We start from the raw sequence: 23,371 nt of genomic DNA, 5'->3' as shown, positions 1-23,371 counted from the left end.
GGCCGGTCAGCTCGGCGGTGGTTTGTCTCCGTCGGCGCCGGGCTCCGCCCGGCCGGCCTGTTCGGCGTTGCGGGCGCGTTCCGCGGCGATCCATCCGGCCCGGTTCTGGGCGCGGGTTCGCTTGCGCAGTGGCATCATCAGGGTCCGACGGGCATCGGCAGGGTCGGCGACCCGGGCGGTGGGCGCCGCCCCGGTGGACCGCACCAACCCCGGGAAGAGTGCCGCGCTGCCCGGCCGGGTGACGTAGCGGTGGCCGGTCGGAGCCGTCCAGACAATCGTGCCGTCCGGCTGCTGCACATCCCGCCACCCGCTCCAAAACGTCTTGAGCAAGTGATGTTTTCGGCACAGGCAACGGAGGTTCGATGGGTGAGTGGCCCCGGCCGGGTAGGCCACGGCGTGGTCGATGTCGCAGTAGACGGCCGGCCGGTCACATCCGGGGAACCGGCAGGTCAGGTCGCGGCACCGGATGAAAGCCGCCAACGCCGGACCGGGCCGGTACCGAAGTTCGGCCGCGGCGCCCTCGGGCGGCGAAAGCGGCCGGACCACCGCGCCGCGGTTGATCAGCTCTGCCACCGCCGAAGCCGGGATGCTGCCGCCCCCAACGATCGTCGCCGGTGTTGTCACCGCGGGCGGGTCGGGTTCGCGAGTTGCGGCCGGCCAGTCGCCCGGCGTCGCGCCCTCGGCAGGCGGGCGCACGACCGGCGGCTCGCCGTTGATGTGCGGGTCGGACCGGGCCTCCAGCGCAGCACTCTCGGCCACGACGTGGATCACGACGCCGGAGTCGTCCGGGGGATCAGCGGCCGGGCAGTCGGTGCGCCCACACCGGCAGACCAGGGTGGTGCCTGCCGCGAGCGCGCCGAGCGCGTCGGCGCGCCGCTGCGCCAGCGTCCTGGGGTCATCGGCGCAGACCGCGCGGGCCAGTAGGGTCAACCGGCGGTCCAGGGCCGCGGCGTCGGTGGCGAACAACCGCCCCCACAACGGCGTGACGCCCGACCGGGTCTCGGTGATGTTGACCACCACCTCTCGACCCCGAGCCTCGGCTCGGCTCCTGCGTAACGCCTCCGGATCGTGCCGCTCGACCAGAGCCTCGATCACCGTGGCGGCCTTGGCCGCTGACAGCGGGCCCAACTGCGTCGCCAGCGCGGCCAGTTCGGTGTCGACCAGCGCCACCGTGGCGGGATCGCTGATCAACGTGGTGTGCCAGGCGATGGTGGAGGCCAGCCGGGCGCTGATGGCGCCGTCCAGGAACAGCTTGCCCACCTGGGGGATCCGGTTGCGCAGCGCCACCGCCAGGTACATCTGGTTCGACGCCATGCGATGGCTGGTGTTGGCGGCCGCCGCCACCTCCGCGGCGGTGGCGTCCCAACAGTCGCAGGCCCACCGGCCCGCATCGGCGGGGCGATTCGAGCGGCGCGCCACCAGTTCGGCGATCGCGGCCAGTCGGCGCGCCGCGGCCGCCGACTCGATCTGCGCCCACCCGGAGACCGCTTCGATCAGCGCGGCGTCGTCGACGCCGGCCAGCGATCCGGGCTCCGCCAATGAACTATCGAACATATGTTCGAGTATACTCCGCCGCGCCGACACGTGCTTCGGTCACCGTGGCGCCGGGGATGAAACCCCGACTGGGGATAATCCGGCGGGGCACCGCGACGCCGCGGAGGCTGGGCACGGCGACGCCGCGGAGGCTGGGCGCCCGACGCCACCCGGTCAGCCCGGCCCGTACTCGATGTGGTGACGCAACTGCTGCAACCCGGCCTCCATGTTGCGGGCCAGGATTCCACGGGCCAGCTGCCCGGTCAGCCAGCCGGTGACCCGCCCGGAGAAGTACACCTGCATGGTCATAGTGACCGTCGCGCCGTCGCCGGCCGGCGTCACCTCGATGCGGGCCCGCTGGCGGGTGCCCCGCAGCGACTGCCAGATCAGCGTGTCGGTCGACAGCGGCGAGACCCGCACCCGGCCGCCGACGTGGATGGACCCGACGTTCAGGTACAGGTCCCACTGCTCACTGCCGTCGCGGTGGCGGCTGATGAAATCGAACCGGCCGAAGCTGCCCATGATCGGGAAGACCACCGTCGGATCGGTGGCCACCTTGGTCACCTCTGCGGCGGGTGCGGCCACCCGCACCGCGCGGACGACGGTGGCCATCAGCCGAACACCGGGATGACGGTCTTGGCGGCCAACCCCGACAGCGCCACCTGCATGGTGGAGGCCACGTAGCCGTAGGCCTCGTCCCAATCCGGTTCGTCGCCGAAACGTTCCCGCAGGTCGATCGGCGGCAGCACCTCGATGCGGATCTTCGCCGGGAACGGCACGTGCGGCAGGTCGCCGGGCAGCAGCCCCCATGGGAAGCTCAGGCTCAGCGGTACCGATTTGACCCGCAGCAGCTTGTCGAAGCGCAGCATCCGCGCTGTCTTGCGGCCGTCGTTGAGCACGAAGAACGTCTCCTGTCCCCCGACCGCGACCACCGGCACGATCTTGACCCCGGCGCTGTGCGCCAGTCTCAGAAAGCCCTGCCTGCCGTCGAACATGATCTTGTTGCGGTCGCGCCAGCGGCGCAGCGCGTCGACATCACCGCCCGGGTAGACCAGCACGTTCGCCCCGGCGGCCAGCAGGTTCGCCGCGGTCTTCGGCCGGGCCAGCACGATCCCCATCTTGCGGGCGATCGACCCCATCCACGGGGTGCGCACCACGATGTCGTGGGCCAGCGCCGCCAGCGGCCTGCCCTCCACGGTGAAGAAGGTGTGATAGGCCAGCGTGAACACGAACGTGTCCGGTGACATCGAGCCGCCGCTGTGGTTGCCGACGAACAGCACCGGCTCGTCGGGGACGTTCTCGAAGCCGCTGACCTCGGCCCGGAAGTACATCCGCGCCCACAGCCAGAACCGCGGCAACATCTTGCGGATGAACTCCGGATCCCGCCCCTTGAGTTCATCGGCGATCTGCGCCGGCGTCCCCGGCGAATCGTCCTGCGGCCCAGCCACGACCGTTCCCCTCTCCCGACCGATTGTTCGGTGCGCCCACCCTGCCGTACGACCTTCCCACGGTCGCCGCGGGAGCGGGGCCGGTTCAGCCGATTACCGACAAGGCTATGCCGTCGAGGATGTCATGTTCGCTGACGGTCAACTCCGCGATGCCGGCACGCTCGGCCAGCAGCGCCGCCAACTCGTCGACGACGATCGCGCCACCGCCGATCACGTCGACCCGCCCGGCGTGCATCGGCCCCAGCGTCGCCCGCTCGGCCCGGGTCATCCCCACCAGCCGACCGCAGACCTCCGCCACCCCGGCGCGACCCACCGTCGACAGGTGGATGGCCGCCGGGTCGTAGGCCGGCAGGCCGTGGGCGACGGCGGCGATAGTGGTCATGGTTCCGGCCACCCCGACCCAGGTGCGGGCCCGCTCGACCGGCACGGCGTTCACCGCGGTCTGCAGTTGGTCGCGCACCACCGCGCGGGCCGCGCGGACCTCCGCCGCGGTCGGCGGGTCGCTGTGCAGGCACCGTTCGGTCAGCCGCACGCATCCCATGTCGGTGGAGATCGCCGCCTGCACGCCGTGGCCGTCGCCGAGCACCAGTTCGGTGGAGCCGCCGCCGAGGTCGACCACCAGAAACGGCGCACCCGACGGGTCCAACTCGCCCACCGCACCGGCGAAGGACAGCGCGGCCTCCTCGTCCCCGGTGATCACTTCGGCGACCGCGCCGGGCACCACCGCGCCCAGCACCGCCGCGGTCATCGCGAAGAACTCCTCCCGGTTGCCGACGTCGCGCGCCGCGGAGGTGGCGACCATCCGCACCCGCGTCACCGCGTGGTCGGCCAGCAGCCCGGCGTAGTCGGCCAACGCCGACCGGGTGCGCTCGAGCGCCTCCGGCGCGAACCGGCCGGTCGCGTCGACGCCCTGCCCCAGCCGCACGATCCGCATCTCGCGGTGCAGTTCGCGCAGGCCCGCGTCGCCGGGCTCGGCGATGAGCAGCCGGATCGAGTTGGTGCCGCAGTCGATCGCCGCGACCGGACCGCTCACCGCCACTGCTCCGCGTCCAGGATCCCGGCCAGCGCCGGGTCGTCGGCCAGCGCCGCCAGCGCCTCGTCGCCCAGCGGGTTGACGCCGCGACCCTTGGCCAGGGAGTGCGCGATCAGCACGTGCAGGCATTTGACCCGCTCGGGCATGCCGCCGGCCGAGGTGGTGGTGCCCAGCGGGTCGATGGCATCCCGCTCGGCCAGGTACGACTCGTGGGCGGCGCGGTAGGCGGCGGCCAGGTCGGCGTCGCTGCCCAGCCGTTCGGTCATCTCGGCCATCAGCCCGGCCGACTCCAGCCGGCTGGCGGCCGCGGTGAGCGCCGGATGGGTCAGGTAGTACAGGGTCGGGAACGGGGTGCCGTCGGGCAGCCGCGGCGCGGTCTTGACCACCGCGGGTTCGCCGTTGGGGCAGCGGTAGGCGACCGCGATCACCCCGCGGGGCTCGCGGCCGAGTTGCGCTGCGACGGCGTCGAGATCGGCGCGCTCAACCACCGGGCGGCCCCGGGGGTGCGGGCGGCGGAAGCGGCGGCGCCGGCGGCTCGACCGGCTCCGGCGCGGCGGGCGGGCCGTGCGGGGCGTCGGCGATGGTATGCCACAGCGCGGTGTACCAGGGGTCGCCGCTGTTCACCGTCTGCGGTTCGCCGCCGGGCACCGCGGGCACGTCGGCGGTCGGCGGCAACTGCACCTGGTAGGGCACGTCGCCGGGCATGACGAACCCGAGCCGTTCCCGGGCCTGGGCGGCGATGTAGGCCGGGTCGGCCAGCTTCTCCTTCTGCAGCTGCAGCTCGACGATCCGGTCGCGCAACGCGGCCTCGGAGGCGGCCAGCTGGTTCATCTCGGTGCGCTGGGCGAAGTAGGTGCGTACCGGCGGGCCGGTGGTCAGGGTGAGCACGCAGACCACCACGGCCAGCACCGCCGCCCGGCCCGCGGTGAACCCCATCCGCTGTTCGGCGCGTTCCTCGGCCGCCTCGGCAATGCCCTGCCGGATCGGGTCTGCCGCCGCCTCCGGTTTCGTCCCAGCCTCCGGGCGCACCCGCCGCGGCATCGCCCGCTGACGCGACCGGTCCCGGGTCTTGTCCCCGCCCCGGGCCGGCCGGGAGGCCGGTGTGCGCCGCTTGGCTTCCGACATCTACCGGCTACTTGGTCTCCGGGACGTACCGGGTGAAGGCCAGATCCCCGGCGTAACGCGCGGCGTCGCCGAGCAGTTCCTCGATGCGCAGCAGCTGGTTGTACTTGGCGACGCGCTCGCTGCGCGCCGGTGCGCCGGTCTTGATCTGCCCGGAGCTGACCGCCACCGCCAGGTCGGCGATCGTGGTGTCCTCGGTCTCGCCGCTGCGGTGGCTCATCATGGTGCGGTATCCGCTGTTGTGCGCCAACGCCACCGCGTCGAGGGTCTCGGTCAGGGTGCCGATCTGATTGACCTTGACCAGCAGCGCGTTCGCGGCGCCCTTCTCAATGCCGTCCTCGAGCCGTTCGGGGTTGGTGACGAACAGGTCGTCGCCGACGAGTTGGACACGGTCGCCGAGGGTGGTGGTCAACGCCACCCAGCCGTCCCAGTCGTCCTCGGAGAGCGGGTCCTCGATGGAGACCAGCGGGTAGGCGCCGAGCAGCTCGGCGTAGAACTCGGCCATCTGCGCCGCGCTGCGGGTCTGCTTCTCGAAGGCGTAGCCGCCGTCGCCGTAGAACTCGGTGGCCGCCACGTCGAGGGCCAGCGCGACGTCGGCGCCGAACTTGAACCCGGCATCCTCGATGGCCGAGCTGATCAGGTCCAGCGCCGCGGTGGTGCCTGCGACGTCCGGGGCGAAGCCGCCCTCATCACCGAGGCCGGTGGACAGGCCCTGCTTCTTGAGCACCGATTTGAGCGCGTGGTAGACCTCGGTGCCCCAGCGCAGCGCCTCGGCGAAGGTGGCGGCGCCGATCGGGGCCACCATGAACTCCTGGACGTCGACACCGGTGTCGGCGTGCGCGCCGCCGTTGAGAATGTTCATCATCGGCACCGGCAGGACGTGCGCGTTGGGTCCGCCCAGGTAGCGGAAGAGCGGCAGGTCCGCGGAGTTGGCGGCCGCACGGGCCACCGCCAGCGACACCCCCAGGATCGCGTTGGCGCCCAGCCGGGACTTGTCCGGTGTGCCGTCCAGGTCCACCAGCGCCTGGTCGACGAGCCGCTGATCGGCGGCGTCGAATCCGATCACCGCGGCGGCGATCTCGTCGCGCACCGCCTTGACCGCCTTCTGCACGCCCTTACCGCCGTAGCGGGAGCCGCCGTCGCGCAGCTCGACCGCCTCGTGCTCACCGGTGGAGGCACCCGAGGGCACCGCCGCGCGCGCCGCGGCGCCGTCCTCGAGCAACACGTCGACCTCGACCGTGGGGTTACCGCGGGAATCGAGGATCTCGCGGGCGGCGACCTGCTCGATGATCGACACTGAAGTTCTCCTTGCTTCGACGGTTGCCCGACAAGTATTGCAGCGGCCGCCGGCCCGGCGGCGACGGACTGGAGCCCGCGGGGTGTTACAGCGCGTGTCCGGCCGCGTAGGCGGCGGCCCAGTCCCGCACGATACGCGCGTACTGGTCGGAGTGGTTGTACGCGCGCAGCGCCGCGAGCCAGCCTTCCGGGGTGGACAGGTCCTTGCCCCGGAAGCACAGGTAGCCGGCCGCCGACAGGGCCGCGTCGTCGATGTTGTCCGGGCTGATCACGCCGTCGTTGTTGGCGTCGACCCCGTAGAGCCGCCAGGTCTCCGGGATGAACTGCATCGGGCCCAGCGCGCGCACCACCCCGTCGTCGTCGGCCAGGTCACCGGCCTCGTCGTCGACGATGTGCTGGGTGCCCCCGGTGCCGTCCAGGCGCAACCCGCGGATCGGCGGGTCGACGTCGCCGTTGCCGGCCAGCCGTGCGTCGGCGTAGGTGCCGTGCCTGCTCTCCACCTGCCCGATCCCGGCCAGCGTGGTCCAGGCGATCTTGCAGCCGGGGTTCTCCACCTCGGCGACCCGGGCGGCGTAGGCGTAGGCCTCCAGCGCGGTCGCCGGGATGCGCAGCCGCACGGAGCGTTCGGCCGCCCAGTCGGACAGCTGATCGGCGCCGCGGCCCTCGGCGTGGGTGTCGATCGGCGGGACCGGGTCACCCGGGGGCGGCGGTACCCCGTCGGGTAGCCGCGCGCTCAGTTGCCAGGAGCAACTGGAAGCCAGCAGCAGCACGGTGGCGCCGATGACGGCGACCACGCGCATCCAACGCACCGTCCCCACAGAACTCCCTCATACCCCTCGTCGGCTCATCGTCGCACGGTTTCGGCCACCCCTCCCCCGCACGCGAGGGTATAGCGTCAAGCTGGCAATCTGGACCTCGTGCAGCCCCGACCGCAGTCAGCAAACCCGGTTCGGATTCCCGGCGCGGCCTGCGGCAAGCCGCCCGGCCGGCGCCGATGACACCGCTGCCCGGCGCGGGCCAGGCGGCCTGGTCGGGTCCGGTCGAGCTGCTGTTGCCGCTGGTGGGCGGCGCCTTCCTCGGCTTTCGGCTGGCGCTGGCTGCGGCCGTGGTCGTCGGCTTGCTGGCCGCGGCCGCTGCGCGGCACCGCCGCCCCGCAGCCCGGTCCGGGCTCCCGTCGGCGGTCGGTGCAGCAACCATCGCCGCGGCGTTGACGCTGCTGGTCGCGCGTGCGGTCAGCGTCACACAACCGGCGGCCGCCGCCGTCCGCGGCCTGCCGGCCGTCGCCGCGGTGACGCTGGTGACGGTCGTGTTGTGGCGGGCCGCGGCCGGGCGCGCCGGCCGCTGGGCACTGCCGGCGCTGGTGGTCGCGGTGGTCGGCCGCGACGGCATCGAGGCGGCCCTGGTGTTGGCCGGTTACGCCGACGGCGGGGTGCGGCCGTGGGCCGGGGTGGTCGCCGGGTTGCTGGCGGCCGCGGCACTGGGCGCCGGGATCCGGTTCGTCGCGTCGCGGTTGACCACGCCGCTGCTGCGCCGCACCACCGGTGTGGTGCTGGTCGCGGTGAGCGCCGGAATGCTGGCCGACGGGATCGGTGCGCTGCAACAGGGTGGGTGGTTGCCGTCGGGGGCGGCGTGGGACACCGGCGGGTGGGCGGGCTGGTGGACGGCGCCGGGCGCGCTGCTGCGGGTGGTCTTGCACCTCACACCGGCGCCGACCGCACTGCAGTTCGCGGCCTGGCTCGGATATCTGGTCGCGGTACCGGTCGTGCTGTGGGCCGCTAAGCCCGCGCCGCCTCCCACGCCGCACGCCAGCGCTCCTCGCTGATCACCGTCGGCGCGGACTCCAGCGTCGCGGCGTCGGCGGCGTCGGTTTGCGCCGCAACGGTTTCAGCGTGCCGGACCGCGTCCATGAACGTCATCACGGCCGCGCGCAGGACGATCTCGACGTCGTCGGAGTCTGCGGCCACGACGACGTGGGTGATCTCTTCCGGAATCAGGTCGGTCGGAAATCCGGCGCGGATGACCCGTCGGATCACCTTCTGCGCCAACGCCAGAGCCGGCTGAGCGGTCGGTATGTCGTCGACCACCGACAGTCGCGGCTTCTCCGCCGCCTTGCTCCGCTCCCACTGGGCCAGTTGGTCGTCGCGGGAGACCTGCTGTCCGGCAAGCACAGTGGCTGCCCGTCCGGTCAACTTGCGCACCAGCGCATCAGCGACGTCATCGATGGTGAACCCGCCCGGCGACACCTCCTGGGCGATCCGGGCGTGAAACAGCACTTGCAGCAACACATCACCGAGTTCGGCGCGCAACTCGTCGTAGTCGCCGCGCTCGACCGCGTCGAACAGCTCATAGGTCTCCTCGAGCAGGAACCGACGCAGCGATTCGTGGTTCTGCTCCTGCTCCCACGGGCCGGTGCTGCGCAGCCGGTCCATCAGGGCGACCGCGTCCACCAGCCGCTCACCGGTCGGCGGGTTCGGGGCCGCGATCAGGGTCTCCCCGGCGGCCAGCCGGGCGACGACCGCCGGGTGCTTCGGATCGGAGCTCAACAGCACCGCGGCGTCGCCACCGCTGTGGACCGGTCGCGCCGCGGGCAGCGACCAGGGCACCACGACCGGCAGCTCCTCGGTGTAGGCGACCTCGCCGGTGAGCAGCGCCACGGCGTCGACCGGCACCAGCGACGGGCGTCGCGGATCGACCAGGACGACGGTCACTGCGCCTGCCGTTTCGCCCCGGCCAGCCCGGTGATGTCGACGTCGCCGAGCGGCCTGCCGTCGAGCACCGCGAGCAGGTCGGCGACCATCTGCACCAGCTCCAGATCCCGGATCTGCGGGGCGCCGACACCGCTGCCCGAGCGCGGCACCGGCAGTTGCACGGTGGCGGTGGTGGCGCGGTAACGGGCGGCCGGGTAGACCCGTTTGAGCCGCACCTGTGCGGAGTCGGCCAGGGTCAGCGGCGCCAGCCGCAGCGTGCTCGCCGAGAGGGTGCCGACCTCGGTGACGCCGCGGGCCCGGCACAGGATGCGCAGCCGGGCCACCGCGACCAGCAACTGCGCCGGCTCGGGCAGCGGGCCGTAGCGGTCGATGAGCTCGTCGACCACCGCGGCGACGTCCTCGTCGGAGGCCGCGGCGGCCAACCGCCGGTAGGCCTCCAGCCGCAGCCGGTCGCTGGGGATGTAGTCCGGCGGCAGGTGGGCGTCGACCGGCAGGTCGATGCGCACCTCCTTGGTCTCCTCGGTGGCGACCTCCTGCCCGTCGGCGGCCGCCCGGTAGGCCTCCACCGCCTCACCGACCAGCCGCACGTACAGGTCGAACCCCACCCCGGCGACATGGCCGGACTGTTCGACACCGAGGACGTTGCCCGCGCCGCGGATCTCCAGGTCCTTCATCGCCACCGCCATCCCGGCGCCCAGCTCGTTGTTCTGGGCGATGGTGGCCAGCCGGTCATGCGCGGTCTCGGTCAGCGTGGTCTCGCGCGGATACAGGAAGTACGCGTAGCCGCGCTCGCGCCCGCGGCCGACCCGGCCGCGCAGCTGGTGCAGCTGGGAGAGCCCGAAGGTGTCGGCGCGTTCCACGATCAAGGTGTTGGCGTTGGAGATGTCCAGGCCGGTCTCCACGATCGTCGTGCACACCAGGATGTCGAATTCGCGGTTCCAGAACGCCTGGACGGTGGTCTCCAGCAGCTCCTCGGACATCTGTCCGTGGGCGACCGCGACCCGCGCCTCGGGCACCAGCGCCCGCACCCGCGCGGCCGCCTCGTCGATCGAGCGGACCCGGTTGTGCGCGTAGAACACCTGCCCGTCGCGCAGCAGTTCGCGGCGCAGCGCCGCGGCGACCTGTTTGTCGTCGGAGACCCCGACATAGGTCAGCACCGGGTAGCGCTCCTCGGGCGGGGTGAGGATCGTCGACATCTCCCGGATGCCGGCCAGGCTCATCTCCAGGGTCCGCGGGATCGGGGTGGCGCTCATCGTGAGCACGTCGACGTGGCTGCGCAGCGCCTTGATGTGCTCCTTGTGTTCGACGCCGAAGCGCTGTTCCTCGTCGACGATCACCAGCCCGAGGTCCTTCCAGCGCACCGCGGTCTGCAGCAGCCGGTGGGTGCCGATGACGATGTCGACGCCGCCGTCGGCCATGCCGGCGAGCACCGCGCGGGACTGCGCCGGGTCGGTGAACCGCGACAGGCCCTTGACGGTGACCGGGAACCCGGCCATCCGGTCGGTGAAGGTCTGCAGGTGCTGATCGGCGAGCAGCGTGGTGGGCACCAGCACCGCGACCTGTTTGCCGTCCTGCACCGCCTTGAACGCCGCGCGCACGGCGATCTCGGTTTTGCCGTAGCCGACGTCGCCGCAGATCACCCGGTCCATCGGGATCGGCTTCTCCATGTCGGCCTTGACCTCGGTGATCGCGGTCAGCTGGTCGACGGTCTCGGTGAACCCGAACGCGTCCTCCATCTCGGCCTGCCAGGGGCTGTCCGGCGCGAACGGGTGTCCCGGCGCGGCCTGGCGCTTGGCGTACAGCGCGACCAGCTCGGTGGCGATCTCGGCGACCGCGCGGCGCGCCTTGGTCTTGGTGCTGGCCCAGTCGCTGCCGCCGAGCTTGGACAGCGCTGGCGCCTGCCCGCCGACGTAGCGGGACAGCTGGTCCAGCGAATCCATCGGCACGTAGAGCTTGTCGGAGCCGCCGCCGCGCTTGGCCGAGGCGTATTCGAGCACCAGGTACTCCCGGCGCGCCCCGCCGACAGTCCGTTCGACCATCTCCACGAACTTGCCGATGCCGTGCTGGTCGTGCACCACCAGGTCGCCGGCGGTCAGCGCCAGCGGATCGACGATGTTGCGGCGTTTGGCGGCCAGCCGTTTGCCCGGCCGCGCGGTGGCCCGGTTGCCGGTCAGATCGGTCTCGGCCAGCACCACCAGGTTCGCGCCGGGGATCACCAGCCCGTCGTGCAGGGTGCCCTGCAACACCGCGACCACGCCGGGCTGCGGCGCCGCGCCCGCCTCGATCAGCGCCGCCGGGGTGTCGGCCTCGCCGAGCTGCTCCACCAGCCGCCGCGCGGTGCCGATGCCCGCGGCGACGATCGCCGCGACCCCGCCGGTGGCGACGTGGGCGCGCAGCATGGCGAAGGTCTCATCGATGTCGCGCTGGTGGCCGCGGGCGACCGGGGCGGCCCGCACGTCGAGCTCGACGGCCGACTCCGCGGCGAGCTGGCTCAGCGTCCACCACCGCTGGCCGCGCCGGCCGGCCGCGGCGGCCACCTCGGCCAGGTCGACGAACCCGGAGCCGCCGAGCTGTTCGACGTCGACGGGTGCGTCGCCGCCGAGCGCCGCCACCGACCAGGACGCCTCCAGGAACTCCCGGCCGGTCTCGATGAGGTCGGCGGCGCGGGTGCGGACCTTCTCCGGGTCGCAGACCAGCACCGCGGTGTCTTCGGGCAGGTGGTCGGTGAGCAGGGTGAGCTCGGTGGGGCACAGCACCGGCAGAAGTGCCTCCATGCCGTCGACCGGGATGCCCTCGGCGAGTTTGGCCAGCAGGTCGCTGACCCCGCCGGTGATGGCGGCGGCCGCGTCGCTGTGCCGGCCGGCCAGGCTCGCCGCCCGGGCCCGGACCTCGTCGGTGAGCAGCAGTTCGCGGCACGGCACCGCGACCACGGAGTCGACCTCGATCTCCGGGATGGAGCGCTGGTCGGCGACGGCGAACATCCGCATCTCGCTGACCTCGTCGCCCCAGAACTCGACCCGCACCGGATGCTCGGCGGTCGGCGGGAAGACGTCGAGGATGCCGCCGCGCACTGCGAACTCCCCGCGCCGGCCGACCATGTCGACCCGGGTGTAGGCGCGCTGCACCAGCGCGGCGATGACGTCGTCGAAACCGATCTCGGTGCCGACCCGCAGCGTGACCGGCTCGATCTCGCCCAGGCCGGGCGCCATCGGCTGTAGCAGCGAGCGCGCGGTGGTGACCACCACCCGCAGCGGCGGGCCCAGCGTGGCGTCCTGCGGGCGGGCCAGCCGGCGCAGCACGAGCATCCGCGCGCCGACGGTGTCCACAGCCGGGGAGAGCCGCTCGTGCGGCAGCGTCTCCCAGGACGGGAACAGCGTCACCGCGTCGCCGAGTACACCGTGCAGGTCGGCGGTGAGCTCGTCGGCTTCGCGACCGGTGGCGGTCACCGCCAGCAGCGGCGCGGAGCGGGCCAGCGCCGCCGCGGTGAACAACCGGGCGCCGGCCGGCCCGACCAGCGTGAGCTCGGCGGGCGCCGCGGCGGCGGTGGCGGTGAGCTCGGCGAAGGTGGGCGCGGAAAGCGCCAGGTCCACCAACCCGGCGGTCGGGGTGGCTGGGCTGGCGGGCCCCGGTGCGGTCATGATGGGCACCAGTGTAGGCGGCGATGATTCCCGTTGCGGCCGTGGGCAACCCGGGCGTGACGGCGAACACAATCACCGGTCGCCGGCGTCATTCGTCGTGCAGCACCGGATCGGCTTCCAGGTGGGTCAGCCCGTTCCAGCACAGGTTGACCAGATGGGCGGCGACCACCTCTTTTTTGGGTTCCCGCACGTCGAGCCACCACTGCGCGGTCATCGACACCGACCCGACCAGCGCCTGCGCGTACAGCGGCGCCAGCTCCGGGTCCAGCCCGCGGCGGGCGAAGTCACCGGCCAGGATCGACGACACCTGGTTGACCGCGTCGTTGAGCAGGCTGGAGTAGGTGCCCGCGCTGATCGCCGCCGGAGAGTCGCGGATCATGATGCGGAACCCGTCGGTCCGCTCCTCGACGTAGGTGAGCAGCGCCAGCGCCACCCGTTCCACCCGGACCCGGGAGCGGTTGTTGGTCAGCGAGGAGGTGATGCCGTCGAGCAGGGCGGACATCTCCCGGTCGACCACGACCGCATACAGGCCCTCCTTGCCGCCGAAGTGCTCGTAGACGACCGGTTTGGACACGTTCGCGCGCAGCGCGATCTCCTCGATCGAGGTCCCGTCGTAGCCGCGTTCGGCGAACAGTGACCGGGCGATCTCGATGAGCTGGTGGCGCCGCTCGCTGCCGGTCATCCGGGCCCGCGGGACGCGCCCCTCCTTGTCCGGTGCTGCCACAATGGCCAGCGTATCGGCTCCGATAGAGTTCCTGATGCGATCCGTCGTGGTGTAATCGGCAGCACATCAGATTTTGGTTCTGAGAGTTCAGGTTCGAGTCCTGGCGACGGAGCTGCGCGCACGCGGCGCCGCCCGCCGTCGGCCACCACGGGAGGGCGGTGGTGCGGTTGAAGAGAGGACTCGCTGCGCTCGTCGCGGTCACCGCGATGAGCACCGGTCTGCCCGTCGCCCCGGCCGCCGCCGCGACACCGGTCCTCATCGGTGGCGGCGCCGCCATCGCGGTCAATGGGACCCCCTGCACACTGACCACCATCGGCCACGACGGCTCCGGCGAGGTGGTCGGCCTCACCTCCGCGCACTGCGGCGGGCCCGGCGCCGTCGTGGCCGCCGGGTGGTCCCCGGACCCGTTGGGGTCGGTGGCCGCCGCCGACGCCGGCCTGGACTACGCGGTGATCAGGTTCGACGCCGCGAAGGTGGCCCCGATCCCGGATTTCGCCGGGTTCGCGATCGACGGAATCGGCCCCGACGCCGCCCCCGGCCAGCAGGCCTGCAAGAACAGCCGGATCAACGGGGTGGACTGCGTAACGGTGTCGGCCGCCCCGGCACCCGAACCGCACACCGTCCTCCTCCATGTGTGCGGCGACCCCGGGGACAGCGGCGCACCGGTGACCGTCGGCGACCTGCTGGTCGGCATGATGCGCGGCGGATTCCCCGGCGGCATCCGGTGCCCGGAGAAGCATGTCGTCGCCAGCTCGGTCGTCCGCAAGATCCCGGATCGCGCCCAACCCGCGGTCACCTCAATCACCGCGATCATCGGCGACGTCAACGCCAAGGGCGGCCCGGGCGCGGGCTTCGTCCCCGTCCCGCGGTGACCGGCTGTCACCGTTTTTTGCCGTCCGCCCGCCGGTGATGACACGCTGTCCCCATCGCGAAGCGACCAGGAGGAGCGGCGACCATGACACGGACGACTCCGGCTGAGACCGCGGTGCTGGTGCTGGCCGCCGGTGCCGGGACCCGCATGGTCTCCGACACCCCCAAGGTGCTGCACACCCTCGCCGGGCGGTCCATGCTGGCCCACGCGCTGTACTCGATCGCCGCGGTGGGGCCCACCCATCTGGCGGTGGTGCTGGGCCGCGACCGGGAGCGCATCGCCCCGGTGGTCGCCGAGCTCGCCGACGAGCTGGGCCGACCCATCGACGTCGCCGTCCAGGACCAGCAGCTGGGCACCGGGCACGCCGCCGAGTGCGGACTGTCCGCGCTGCCCGCCGACTTCGACGGCGTGGTCATCGTGACCTCCGGGGACACCCCCCTGCTGGATTCGGCCACCCTGACCGGGCTGCTGAACGCGCACCACACCGCCCCGGCCGCGGTGACCGTGCTGACCACCACCTTGGTCGACCCGACCGGCTACGGCCGCATCCTGCGGACCCAGGACGGCGAGGTGATCGCCATCGTGGAGCAGGCCGACGCCACCCCGCAGCAGCGCCAGATCCGTGAGGTCAACGCCGGGGTGTACGCCTTCGACGTCGCCGCGCTGCGCTGGGCGCTGGGCCGGCTCGGCTCCGACAACGCCCAGCACGAGCGCTACCTGACCGACGTGATCGGCATCGTCCGCGATGCCGGGCAGGTGGTGCACGCCCAGCACGTCGACGACGCCGCCCTGGTCGCCGGGGTCAACAACCGGGTGCAGCTGGCGGCGTTGTCCGCCGAACTCAACCGCCGGATCGTGGCCGGCCACCAGTTGGCCGGGGTCACCGTCGTCGACCCGGCCACCACCTGGATCGACGTCGACGTGCAGATCGGCCGGGACACCGTGATCGCCCCCGGCACCCAGTTGCACGCCGGCACCCGCATCGGCGGGCACTGCCGCATCGGACCGGACACCACCCTGGCCGCGGTCACCGTCGGTGACCGGGCCACCGTGGTGCGCACCCACGCCGAGGCGGCCCGGATCGGCGCGGGTGCCTCCGTCGGGCCCTACGCCTACCTGCGGCCCGGCGCGGTGCTCGGCGAGGACGGCAAGGTAGGCACGTTCGTCGAGGTCAAGAACTCCACCATCGGGGCGGGCACCAAGGTGCCGCACCTGACCTACGTCGGCGACGCCGACATCGGCGAGCAGTCCAACATCGGCGCCTCCAGTGTGTTCGTCAACTACGACGGGCAGACCAAACGGCGCACCACGGTCGGCTCCCACGTGCGGACCGGGTCGGACACCATGTTCATCGCGCCGGTCACCGTCGGCGACGGCGCCTACACCGGCGCGGGCACGGTGCTGCGCGACGACGTGCCGCCGGGCGCGCTGGCGGTCTCCGGCGGCCCACAGCGCAACATCGAGGGCTGGGTGGCCCGCAAGCGTCCGGGCAGCGCAGCGGCCGAGGCCGCCGAGCAGGCGCAGCGGTCGAGATGAGCGGGCGCCGCGGGCCGCGACCCGGCCGCACCGCGTCGGATGCGCTCCGTAGGATGAGCGCGATACCTGTCAGCTCGATCATCAATCCCGGGGGCAGCCCATGAGCTACGACTGGATGGAAAACCGCAAGAACCTGATGTTCTTCTCCGGTCGGGCGCATCCCGAACTGGCCGAGCAGGTGGCCAAGGAGCTCGACATCCACGTCACCGAACAGACCGCCCGCGACTTCGCCAACGGCGAGATCTTCGTGCGGTTCAACGAGTCGGTGCGCGGCTGCGACGCCTTCGTGCTGCAGTCCCACCCGGCGCCGCTGAACACCTGGCTGATGGAACAGCTGATCATGATCGACGCGCTCAAGCGGGGCAGCGCGAAGCGGATCACCGCGATCCTGCCGTTCTACCCGTACGCGCGCCAGGACAAGAAGCACCGCGGCCGGGAGCCGATCTCGGCGCGGCTGGTGGCCGACCTGCTCAAGACCGCCGGCGCCGACCGGATCGTCACCGTGGACCTGCACACCGATCAGATCCAGGGGTTCTTCGACGGCCCGGTGGACCACATGCGCGCTCAGGCGCTGCTGTGCAACTACATCGTCGACAACTACAACGGCCACGACAAAGTGGTGGTCTCCCCCGACTCCGGCCGGGTCCGCATCGCCGAGAAGTGGGCCGACGCGCTCGGCGGCGTCCCGCTCGCGTTCATCCACAAGACCCGTGACCCGCGGGTGCCCAACCAGGTGAAGTCCAACCGGGTGGTGGGCGAGGTCGCGGGCAAGACCTGCATCCTGATCGACGACATGATCGACACCGGCGGCACCATCGCCGCGGCCGTGCAGCTGCTGCGCGACGACGGCGCCGGCGACGTGATCATCGCCGCCACCCACGGGGTGCTCTCCGACCCGGCCTCCGAGCGGCTCGCCGCGTGCGGCGCCCGCGAGGTGATCGTCACCAACACCCTGCCGATCGCCGAGGAGAAACGCTTCCCGCAGCTCACCGTGCTCTCGATCGCACCGCTGCTGGCCAGCACCATCCGGGCGGTGTTCGAGAACGGCTCGGTCACCGGACTGTTCGACGGAGACGCATAGATGACCGACACCACCGACGCCCCCAATTCCCCCGACACGACGATCTACCACAACCCGCGCTGCTCCACCTCGCGCAAGACCCTGGAGATGCTGCGCGAGAACGGGGTGGAGCCCACCGTCGTGGAGTACCTGAAGACCCCGCCGTCACGCGACGAGCTGGCCGGGATGATCCGCGCCGCCGGCATCGAGGTGCGCGACGCGGTGCGCACCCGCGAGGCGCTCTATGGTGAGCTCGACCTGGCCGACGCCGACGACGAGGCCCTGCTCGACGCGATGGCGGCCAACCCGATCCTGATCCAGCGTCCGTTCGTCACGACAGCGAAAGGCACCCGGCTGGCCCGTCCGGTCGACGCGGTCCGCGAGATCCTGTGACCGCGGTGCGGGCCGCCGTGTTCGCGGCGGTGGCGCTGCCTGCGCTGCTGGCCGGATGCTCCTCGCACCCGCCGGACTATCAGTCGATCTGGACCACCACGACGACCACCACCACCGAGTCCGACGACCCGGGCGAGCGGCCGGTCCCGATCGCCGAATACCTGGAGGACCACGGCGTCAAGGGGCAGTTGGTGGACCCGGCCGACCTCACCGACCTGACCGTGTCGATCCCCACTCCGCCGGGCTGGGCGAAGTCGACCAACCGGCACTACTCACCGGAGGCGGTCGTCATCGCCAAGGACGACGATTACCCGGTCGCGATCCTGCTGGTGATGAAGCTCGACGGCGACTTCGACGTCGCCGAGGCCATCCGGCACGGCAACGCCGACGCCCAACTCAACGAGAACTTCACCGAACTGGACGCCTCCACCGCCGACTACCAGGGCTTTCCCTCCTCGTCGATCGAGGGCAGCTACGACTACCTGGCCCGGCGGTTGCACAGCTACAACCGGATCGTGATCGCCACCGGCGCCGCCCCGGTCGCCCAGCGCTACCTGGTGCAGCTGACCGTGACCAGCTTGGCGGAGGAGACCGTGACCCACTCCGACGACGTCGAATCGATCATCGACGGGTTCCGGGTCGCCGTCCCCTGACCGGCCCGGTCGGGCCGGCCCGGCACTACAGTGAGCAGCCATGACCGACTGGACTGCCGCAGACCTACCGTCGTTCGCGGGGCGGACGGTGATCGTCACCGGTGCGAACAGCGGGCTCGGGCTGGTGACCGCCACCGAGTTGGCCCGCCATGACGCCCGGGTGATCATGGCGGTGCGCAACACCGCCAAAGGCGAGGCCGCCGCGGCCGGCATCGCCGGTGACGTCGAGGTGCGCCGGCTCGACCTGGCCGATCTGGCCTCGGTGCGTGACTTCGCCGCCGGGGTCGACCGCGTCGACGTGCTGGTCAACAACGCCGGGGTGATGGCGGTGCCCTTCGCGCTCACCGCCGACGGCTTCGAATGCCAGATCGGCACCAACCACCTGGGCCATTTCGCGCTGACCAACCTGCTGCTGCCCAAGCTGACCGACCGGGTGGTCACGGTGTCGTCGATGATGCACTACCTGGGCTACATCAGCCTGAAAGACCTGAACTGGAAGGCCCGGCCCTACTCGGGATGGCTGGCCTACGGGCAGTCCAAACTGGCGAACCTGCTGTTCACCAGCGCGCTGCAGCGCCGACTCGACGCGGTCGGGTCGCGGCTGACCGCGCTGGCGGCCCACCCCGGCTACTCCGACACCAACCTGCAGGGCCACTCCGGGCGGCGGCTGTCCGACACGATGATGCTCTCGATCGGTAACCGCTTCTTCGCCACCGACGCCGCCTTCGGCGCCCGCCAGACCCTCTACGCCGTCTCCCAGGATCTGGCCGGCGACACCTTCGTCGGGCCGCGGTTCGGCTCCCGCGGGCGCACCCAGCCGGTGGGCCGTAGCCCGCTGGCCCGCCGGCGCGGCACCGCCGAGGCGCTGTGGAATCTCTCCGAGCAGCTCACCGGGGTCGAATTTCCGCTCTGAGGCCGCGATGCGTTAGCCTGACCGGGCGTCACGGCGAGGGTGGCCGGCAGTAGAGCCGATCACCGTTATCGACGGCGACCTCGGCCCGACCGGGCCGTCCTTCGAGGTTGTTGCGCCGTGCCCCCGACCGCACAGGAGCGACACGATGGCCGCATCGACGACCAAGAAATCGACCGACAAGACCAACGAACTGCAGGCGTGGGAGCGCACCGAGACCGGCAAGGGCGCCTCCCGGCGTGCCCGCCGCGCCGGCCGGGTGCCCGCGGTGCTCTACGGCGGCGGCGAGGCGCCGCGGCACCTGGAGCTGCCCGCCCACGAGTTCGCCGCCGTGCTGCGCAACGCCGGCACCAACGCGGTGCTGACCCTCGACCTGGAGGGCACCGAGCAGCTGGCGCTGACCTGGGCGTTGGACGTCCACCCGATCCGCCGCACCATCCAGCACGCCGACCTGCTGGTGGTGCGCCGCGGCGAGAAGGTCGTCGTCGAGGTGCTCGTCGAGATCGAGGGTGAGGCCGCCCCGGCCACCCTGGTCACCCAGGAGACCAGCTACGTCGAGATCGAGGCGGAGGCGTTCTCGATTCCCGAGCGTCTCGTCGTGTCGGTGGAGGGCGTCGAGGCCGGGACCCAGTTCGTCGCCGGCGAGATCCGGCTGCCCGAGGGTGTCACGCTGGTCTCCGACCCGGAGAGCCTGGTGGTCAACGTCGTGACCGCGCCGACGGCCGCCGACCTGGAGGCCGAGGAGGGCGAGGTCGAGGGCGAGGAGCCCGCGGAGGAGACCGAGCCCGCCGGCGAGGCCGCCGACGAGTCCTGACCGGTTGGGTGTCGTGGCCGAGCCGCTGCTGGTGGTCGGTCTGGGGAACCCGGGCCCGAACTACGCCAAGACCCGCCACAACGTCGGGTTCATGGTCCTCGAGCTGCTCGCCGGGCGGATCGGTGCGTCGTTCACGACGCACAAGCGGTCCGGCGCGTCCGCGGCGACCGGCCGGGTGGCCGGCCGCCCGGTGGTGCTGGCGATGCCGCGCTGCTACATGAACGAGTCGGGCCGTCAGGTCGGCCCGTTGGCGAAGTTCTACTCGGTGCCGCCGGAGGACGTGATCGTCGTCCACGACGACCTGGATCTCGATTTCGGCCGGATCCGGCTCAAGGTCGGCGGCGGCGAGGGCGGCCACAACGGACTGCGGTCGATCGCATCAGCGTTGGGCAGCAAGAACTTTCAGCGGGTGCGCATCGGGATCGGCCGTCCGCCGGGCCGGATGGACCCGGCGGCGTTCGTGCTGCAGCCGTTCGCCGCAGCCGAACGGCCCGAGGTGCCGGTGATCTGCGAGCAGGCCGCCGACGCGGCCGAACTGCTCATCGAGTCGGGTCTGGAGTCCGCCCAGAACGTCGTGCACGCCTGGCCGTAGTGCCCAGGCCGTAGTAGCCAGCCGCCGAGCCCCTAACCGCCGAGCGTGCGCCTGTGTTCACGCTCGGCCTCGAACGTGCGCATAGGTTCACGCTCGATGGCCAGCGAGGCGCGGTCGAGGGCGAGCGACACGTTCGCGGGCCAGCGCAGCGGTCGAGGGCGAGCGCAGCGGTCAGGTGACTAGCGTCACCGACGTGGACCGGCGCAGCTTGCCCGACGAGGTCTTGGGGATGGTGCCCGGCCCGAGCACCACGACGTTGCGCGGCCGCACGTCGACCTCGGTGACCACCTCGTGGGCCACCTGATGCTGGATGCGGCGCACCTCCTCGGGGTTCTGGTGGGCGTTGGACTCCACCGCCACCGCGAACGTCTCCCGGGAGTGCCCGGCGTCCAGGCGCACGGCCACTGCGCCGCCGGCGCGCACCCCCTCCACCCGGCAGGCGGCCCGCTCGATGTCGGTCGGGTAGACGTTGCGCCCGGCCATGATGATGACGTCCTTGACCCGGCCGCAGACCACGATGTGGCCGTTCTCCATCAGATAGCCCAGATCGCCGGTGTCGTACCAGCCGTGCTCGTCCTGCGCGGGCATGAACCCGGCCATCGTGATGTAGCCGGGGGTGACCGGCTCACCGCGCAGCTGGATGACCCCGACACCGCGCGGCGGCATCACGCTGCCGTCCTCGTCGACGATGCGGGCCTCCAGCCCTTCCAGCAGCGGGCCCAGTGAGGCCAGCCGGCGGGTGTGGCCCTTGGTGGCCGGGACCGCCTGGCGCAGCGCGGCCAGCAGGTCCGCGTCGACCTCGTCGACGACCAGCCCGTCGCCGAGTTCGGAGAACGACACCGCCAGGGTGGTCTCCGCCATGCCGTAGGCCGGCATGATCGCCTCCGGGCGCAGCCCGAACGGCTTGCCCGCGTCGATCAGGTCCTCCACGTCGGCGGGGTCGACCGGCTCGGCGCCCGACAGGGCGAAGCGCAGCGAGGACAGGTCGAACTGGCCGGGGGTGGCCTGTTTGCGCAGCCGCTTGGCGAACAGCGCGTAGGCGAAGTTGGGGGCGGCGGTCATCGTGCCCTTGTACTTGTCGATGAGCTTGGCCCACAGCAGGGTGTCGCGCAGGAAGTCCATCGGGGTGACCTTGACCAGCTCCACGCCGAAGTACATCGGCACGGTGAGGAAGCCGATCATGCCCATGTCGTGGAAGCAGGGCAGCCAGCTGAGCATGACGTCGTTGCCGCTGGGGTCCATCTTGGCGCCGATGAACATCGCCTCGGCGTTGGAGCGGATGTTGCGGTGGGTGATCTGGACGGCCTTGGGCGATCCGGTGGACCCGGAGGTCAGCTGCATCAGCGCCAGGTCGTCCTCGCCGGTCTCCACCGGGTCGATCGGGTCGGCGGCGAGCAGATCGGTCGCCGTGATGACGGTCAGGCCCTTCTCCTGCAGCACCGGCATAGCGGCCATGAACGGGTCGGAGATCACCACCACCTTCGCCTCGATCATGTCGACCACGGTCAGGGTGTCCTGCGCCCAGGCCGCGATGTCGGTGCGCGGGGTGGGCTGGTGCAGCATGGTCAGGGCGGCGCCGCGCATCCACAGGCCCTGCGCGATCGGGGCGATCTCCACCGGCGCGCCGGCCAGCACGCCGACGGTGTCACCGGGGCCGACGCCGGCCGCGGCCAGCCCGCCCGCGACCCGGCGGGAGCGCTCGTGCACCTCCGCCCAGGTGTGCCGGACCGGGGCGTCGGGCTCCCCGGTCACCATCCCCTTGCTGCTCTCGCGGGCATTGCGGAACATTGTGTCGGTAAACCTGCTCACGACAACCTCCTGGCCGGCCCCCGGCTTCTCATGCTCCACGCTTTCGGCCGCGCTCGGGAGCAGCACACGTCAACGATTGGGGAGCGGTTGAGTCTCGCTTCGGTGAAAGATCGGTCACCCGGGCACGACCGTTCTCCCGCCGGCGCGACGGTCGGGTCGATCAGGCGCTGATCGTCATTCCTCACCGCACGATATCTTAAACTCCTCTTAAGTAACTAACAAACCCGCCGCACGATATTGAGGTCCGTGTCACACCGCGGGCGGCGGCGGGGGCACCACCCGGGCGCCCTGAACCGGGCCGTTGACCACCCGCAGGGTGCGGCATACCCCGGCGCCGGAGAGTTCGGCGCCGACGTCGACGGCCGCGGCCGCCGACGCGCAGAGGAACGCGCAGGTCGGTCCGGAACCGGAGACGATCCCGGCCAGCGCGCCCGCCTCGGTCCCCGCCCGCAGGGTGCGCCGCAGGGTCGGGTCCAGGCTGATCGCGGCCTGCTGCAGGTCGCTGCCCAGCAGCGGCGCCAGCTGCCGCGGGTCACCGGCCGTCAGCGCCGCCAGCAACGGTTCCGGGTCGTCGGGCGCGGAGCCGGCGCCCGCGGTGGCGCGCAACCGGTCCAGCTCGGCGAAGACCGTCGGTGTCGACAGCCCGCCCGCGGCGAACGCCAGCACCCAGTGGAAGGTGTTGCGGGCCAGCACGGTGGCCAGGTGCTCGCCGCGCCCGGTGCCCAGCGCGGTGCCGCCGTGCAGCGCGAACGGCACGTCGCTGCCGAGTTGCGCGGCGAGGGTGTGCAGGTCGGCGCGCGGCACCCCCAGCTGCCACAGCTCGTTGATCGCGACCAGCACCCCGGCCGCGTCGGCGCTGCCGCCGGCCAGCCCGCCGGCCACCGGGATCGACTTGTCGATGCGGATCGCCACGTCCGGGCTGCGGCCGACGTGCTCGGCCATCACCTCGGCGGCCCGCCAGGCCAGGTTCTCCCGACCGGTGGGCAACTCGCCGGCGCCCTCCCCGGTGAACTCCAGCGACATCACGTCGGCGTCGCGCACGGTGACGTCGTCGAAGAGCGAGACCGCGTGGAACACCGTGGTCAGTTCGTGGAAGCCGTCGTCGCGCAACGCGCCGACCGCCAGGTGGAGGTTGACCTTGCCGGGCACCCGCACCGTCACCGAACCCGTGGGCACCCATTCGGTGGCCGCGCTGCCGTCTGACACGGGCAACAGGCTACCCAGCGCGGCC

The 23,371-nt window shown here is 72.0% G+C and carries 22 protein-coding genes and 1 tRNA gene; 10 read left to right on the top strand and 13 right to left on the bottom strand.

What is annotated here, in order from left to right; all coding sequences use genetic code 11:
* Window positions 1-6: 6 nt before the first annotated feature.
* The 8 genes from AWC30_RS07755 to AWC30_RS07720 all read right to left on the bottom strand — a co-directional run bounded on the left by AWC30_RS07755 (window position 7) and on the right by AWC30_RS07720 (window position 7,232).
* Window positions 7-1,554 (bottom strand): HNH endonuclease signature motif containing protein, encoded by a 1,548-nt coding sequence (locus tag AWC30_RS07755; protein ID WP_109561976.1) that lies wholly within the window; start codon window positions 1,552-1,554, stop codon window positions 7-9.
* A 153-nt stretch (window positions 1,555-1,707) separates the two neighbouring features.
* Window positions 1,708-2,145 (bottom strand): SRPBCC family protein, encoded by a 438-nt coding sequence (locus tag AWC30_RS07750; RefSeq protein ID WP_085109608.1) that lies wholly within the window; start codon window positions 2,143-2,145, stop codon window positions 1,708-1,710.
* Complete coding sequence (locus AWC30_RS07745) at window positions 2,145-2,981, bottom strand: 1-acyl-sn-glycerol-3-phosphate acyltransferase (protein WP_109561974.1); 837 nt, start codon at window positions 2,979-2,981, stop codon at window positions 2,145-2,147. The genes AWC30_RS07750 and AWC30_RS07745 overlap by 1 nt, the downstream gene beginning before the upstream one ends.
* Before the next feature lie 85 nt (window positions 2,982-3,066).
* Window positions 3,067-4,014, bottom strand: coding sequence for a Ppx/GppA phosphatase family protein (locus AWC30_RS07740; RefSeq protein WP_109561982.1), 948 nt, complete (start codon window positions 4,012-4,014; stop codon window positions 3,067-3,069).
* Window positions 4,011-4,502: a DUF501 domain-containing protein gene (locus AWC30_RS07735; RefSeq protein ID WP_085109606.1), complete on the bottom strand. Its 492-nt coding sequence runs from the start codon at window positions 4,500-4,502 to the stop codon at window positions 4,011-4,013. The genes AWC30_RS07740 and AWC30_RS07735 overlap by 4 nt, the downstream gene beginning before the upstream one ends.
* On the bottom strand, window positions 4,495-5,139 hold the full coding sequence (locus tag AWC30_RS07730) for an FtsB family cell division protein (protein WP_085109605.1): 645 nt from the start codon (window positions 5,137-5,139) through the stop codon (window positions 4,495-4,497). The genes AWC30_RS07735 and AWC30_RS07730 overlap by 8 nt, the downstream gene beginning before the upstream one ends.
* Window positions 5,140-5,146: 7 nt before the next feature.
* On the bottom strand, window positions 5,147-6,433 hold the full coding sequence (eno, locus tag AWC30_RS07725) for a phosphopyruvate hydratase (protein ID WP_085109604.1): 1,287 nt from the start codon (window positions 6,431-6,433) through the stop codon (window positions 5,147-5,149).
* A gap of 85 nt (window positions 6,434-6,518) precedes the next feature.
* Window positions 6,519-7,232 (bottom strand): lytic transglycosylase domain-containing protein, encoded by a 714-nt coding sequence (locus AWC30_RS07720; protein ID WP_085109717.1) that lies wholly within the window; start codon window positions 7,230-7,232, stop codon window positions 6,519-6,521.
* Window positions 7,233-7,426: 194 nt separating this feature from the next.
* Here AWC30_RS07720 and AWC30_RS07715 point away from each other — a divergent pair, with 194 nt between their 5' ends.
* On the top strand, window positions 7,427-8,254 hold the full coding sequence (locus AWC30_RS07715; protein WP_085109603.1) for an FTR1 family protein: 828 nt from the start codon (window positions 7,427-7,429) through the stop codon (window positions 8,252-8,254).
* Here AWC30_RS07715 and AWC30_RS07710 read toward each other — a convergent pair.
* From AWC30_RS07710 to AWC30_RS07700, 3 genes are all read right to left on the bottom strand, one after another.
* Window positions 8,208-9,140: a nucleoside triphosphate pyrophosphohydrolase gene (locus tag AWC30_RS07710; RefSeq protein ID WP_085109602.1), complete on the bottom strand. Its 933-nt coding sequence runs from the start codon at window positions 9,138-9,140 to the stop codon at window positions 8,208-8,210. The genes AWC30_RS07715 and AWC30_RS07710 overlap by 47 nt on opposite strands.
* On the bottom strand, window positions 9,137-12,778 hold the full coding sequence (gene mfd, locus AWC30_RS07705) for a transcription-repair coupling factor (protein ID WP_085109716.1): 3,642 nt from the start codon (window positions 12,776-12,778) through the stop codon (window positions 9,137-9,139). The genes AWC30_RS07710 and mfd overlap by 4 nt, the downstream gene beginning before the upstream one ends.
* Before the next feature lie 88 nt (window positions 12,779-12,866).
* Complete coding sequence (locus tag AWC30_RS07700; RefSeq protein WP_234807990.1) at window positions 12,867-13,460, bottom strand: TetR/AcrR family transcriptional regulator; 594 nt, start codon at window positions 13,458-13,460, stop codon at window positions 12,867-12,869.
* 82 nt (window positions 13,461-13,542) lie between these two features.
* Here AWC30_RS07700 and AWC30_RS07695 point away from each other — a divergent pair.
* The 9 genes from AWC30_RS07695 (at window position 13,543) to pth (ending at window position 20,331) form a co-directional block, all read left to right on the top strand.
* Window positions 13,543-13,614 (top strand) — tRNA-Gln (locus tag AWC30_RS07695).
* Window positions 13,615-13,708: 94 nt separating this feature from the next.
* A complete protein-coding gene (locus AWC30_RS07690) occupies window positions 13,709-14,374 on the top strand; it encodes a chymotrypsin family serine protease (RefSeq protein ID WP_085109600.1) in 666 nt (221 codons plus the stop codon).
* Between the two features lie 83 nt (window positions 14,375-14,457).
* Window positions 14,458-15,909 carry a bifunctional UDP-N-acetylglucosamine diphosphorylase/glucosamine-1-phosphate N-acetyltransferase GlmU gene (gene glmU, locus AWC30_RS07685; protein WP_085109599.1) on the top strand — a complete coding sequence of 484 codons (1,452 nt, stop codon included), beginning with the start codon at window positions 14,458-14,460 and terminating at the stop codon, window positions 15,907-15,909.
* A gap of 100 nt (window positions 15,910-16,009) precedes the next feature.
* Complete coding sequence (locus AWC30_RS07680; protein ID WP_085109598.1) at window positions 16,010-16,990, top strand: ribose-phosphate diphosphokinase; 981 nt, start codon at window positions 16,010-16,012, stop codon at window positions 16,988-16,990.
* Window positions 16,991-17,362, top strand: a complete 372-nt coding sequence (gene arsC, locus AWC30_RS07675; protein ID WP_085109597.1) for an arsenate reductase (glutaredoxin) — start codon at window positions 16,991-16,993, stop codon at window positions 17,360-17,362.
* Window positions 17,359-18,015 carry an LpqN/LpqT family lipoprotein gene (locus AWC30_RS07670; RefSeq protein WP_109561973.1) on the top strand — a complete coding sequence of 219 codons (657 nt, stop codon included), beginning with the start codon at window positions 17,359-17,361 and terminating at the stop codon, window positions 18,013-18,015. Before arsC ends, AWC30_RS07670 begins: the two co-directional genes overlap by 4 nt.
* 40 nt (window positions 18,016-18,055) lie before the next feature.
* Window positions 18,056-18,928, top strand: coding sequence for an oxidoreductase (locus AWC30_RS07665; protein ID WP_085109596.1), 873 nt, complete (start codon window positions 18,056-18,058; stop codon window positions 18,926-18,928).
* Window positions 18,929-19,073: 145 nt separating this feature from the next.
* Window positions 19,074-19,739, top strand: a complete 666-nt coding sequence (locus tag AWC30_RS07660) for a 50S ribosomal protein L25/general stress protein Ctc (RefSeq protein ID WP_085109595.1) — start codon at window positions 19,074-19,076, stop codon at window positions 19,737-19,739.
* 13 nt (window positions 19,740-19,752) lie between these two features.
* Window positions 19,753-20,331: an aminoacyl-tRNA hydrolase gene (gene pth / locus AWC30_RS07655; RefSeq protein ID WP_085109594.1), complete on the top strand. Its 579-nt coding sequence runs from the start codon at window positions 19,753-19,755 to the stop codon at window positions 20,329-20,331.
* Between the two features lie 171 nt (window positions 20,332-20,502).
* On the opposite strand, the gene AWC30_RS07650 is transcribed toward pth, so the two are convergent.
* Both AWC30_RS07650 and AWC30_RS07645 read right to left on the bottom strand, forming a co-directional pair.
* Entirely contained in the window at window positions 20,503-22,140 is a 1,638-nt protein-coding gene (locus AWC30_RS07650; RefSeq protein WP_085109714.1) for a fatty acyl-AMP ligase, read from the bottom strand.
* 249 nt (window positions 22,141-22,389) lie between these two features.
* Window positions 22,390-23,352, bottom strand: a complete 963-nt coding sequence (locus AWC30_RS07645) for a 4-(cytidine 5'-diphospho)-2-C-methyl-D-erythritol kinase (RefSeq protein ID WP_165756459.1) — start codon at window positions 23,350-23,352, stop codon at window positions 22,390-22,392.
* Between the last annotated feature and the right edge of the window lie 19 nt (window positions 23,353-23,371).

This window comes from Mycolicibacillus trivialis (assembly GCF_002102395.1).
GTDB lineage: Bacteria > Actinomycetota > Actinomycetes > Mycobacteriales > Mycobacteriaceae > Mycobacterium > Mycobacterium triviale.
The sequence above is the reverse complement of the archived record's forward strand: the minus strand, read 5'-3'. Positions and strand labels throughout refer to the sequence as shown.

Excerpts from the sequence above, each read along its gene's own strand:
- AWC30_RS07715 (WP_085109603.1), top strand. The coding sequence starts at position 7,427 with ATGACACCGCTGCCCGGCGCGGGCCAGGCGGCCTGGTCGGGTCCGGTC.
- AWC30_RS07700 (WP_234807990.1), bottom strand. The coding sequence starts at position 13,460 with ATGACCGGCAGCGAGCGGCGCCACCAGCTCATCGAGATCGCCCGGTCA.
- AWC30_RS07680 (WP_085109598.1), top strand. The coding sequence starts at position 16,010 with ATGAGCTACGACTGGATGGAAAACCGCAAGAACCTGATGTTCTTCTCC.
- AWC30_RS07690 (WP_085109600.1), top strand. The coding sequence starts at position 13,709 with ATGAGCACCGGTCTGCCCGTCGCCCCGGCCGCCGCCGCGACACCGGTC.
- AWC30_RS07755 (WP_109561976.1), bottom strand. The coding sequence starts at position 1,554 with ATGTTCGATAGTTCATTGGCGGAGCCCGGATCGCTGGCCGGCGTCGAC.
- AWC30_RS07660 (WP_085109595.1), top strand. The coding sequence starts at position 19,074 with ATGGCCGCATCGACGACCAAGAAATCGACCGACAAGACCAACGAACTG.
- AWC30_RS07720 (WP_085109717.1), bottom strand. The coding sequence starts at position 7,232 with ATGCGCGTGGTCGCCGTCATCGGCGCCACCGTGCTGCTGCTGGCTTCC.
- arsC (WP_085109597.1), top strand. The coding sequence starts at position 16,991 with ATGACCGACACCACCGACGCCCCCAATTCCCCCGACACGACGATCTAC.
- AWC30_RS07730 (WP_085109605.1), bottom strand. The coding sequence starts at position 5,139 with ATGTCGGAAGCCAAGCGGCGCACACCGGCCTCCCGGCCGGCCCGGGGC.
- glmU (WP_085109599.1), top strand. The coding sequence starts at position 14,458 with ATGACACGGACGACTCCGGCTGAGACCGCGGTGCTGGTGCTGGCCGCC.
- AWC30_RS07750 (WP_085109608.1), bottom strand. The coding sequence starts at position 2,145 with ATGGCCACCGTCGTCCGCGCGGTGCGGGTGGCCGCACCCGCCGCAGAG.
- AWC30_RS07665 (WP_085109596.1), top strand. The coding sequence starts at position 18,056 with ATGACCGACTGGACTGCCGCAGACCTACCGTCGTTCGCGGGGCGGACG.
- mfd (WP_085109716.1), bottom strand. The coding sequence starts at position 12,778 with ATGACCGCACCGGGGCCCGCCAGCCCAGCCACCCCGACCGCCGGGTTG.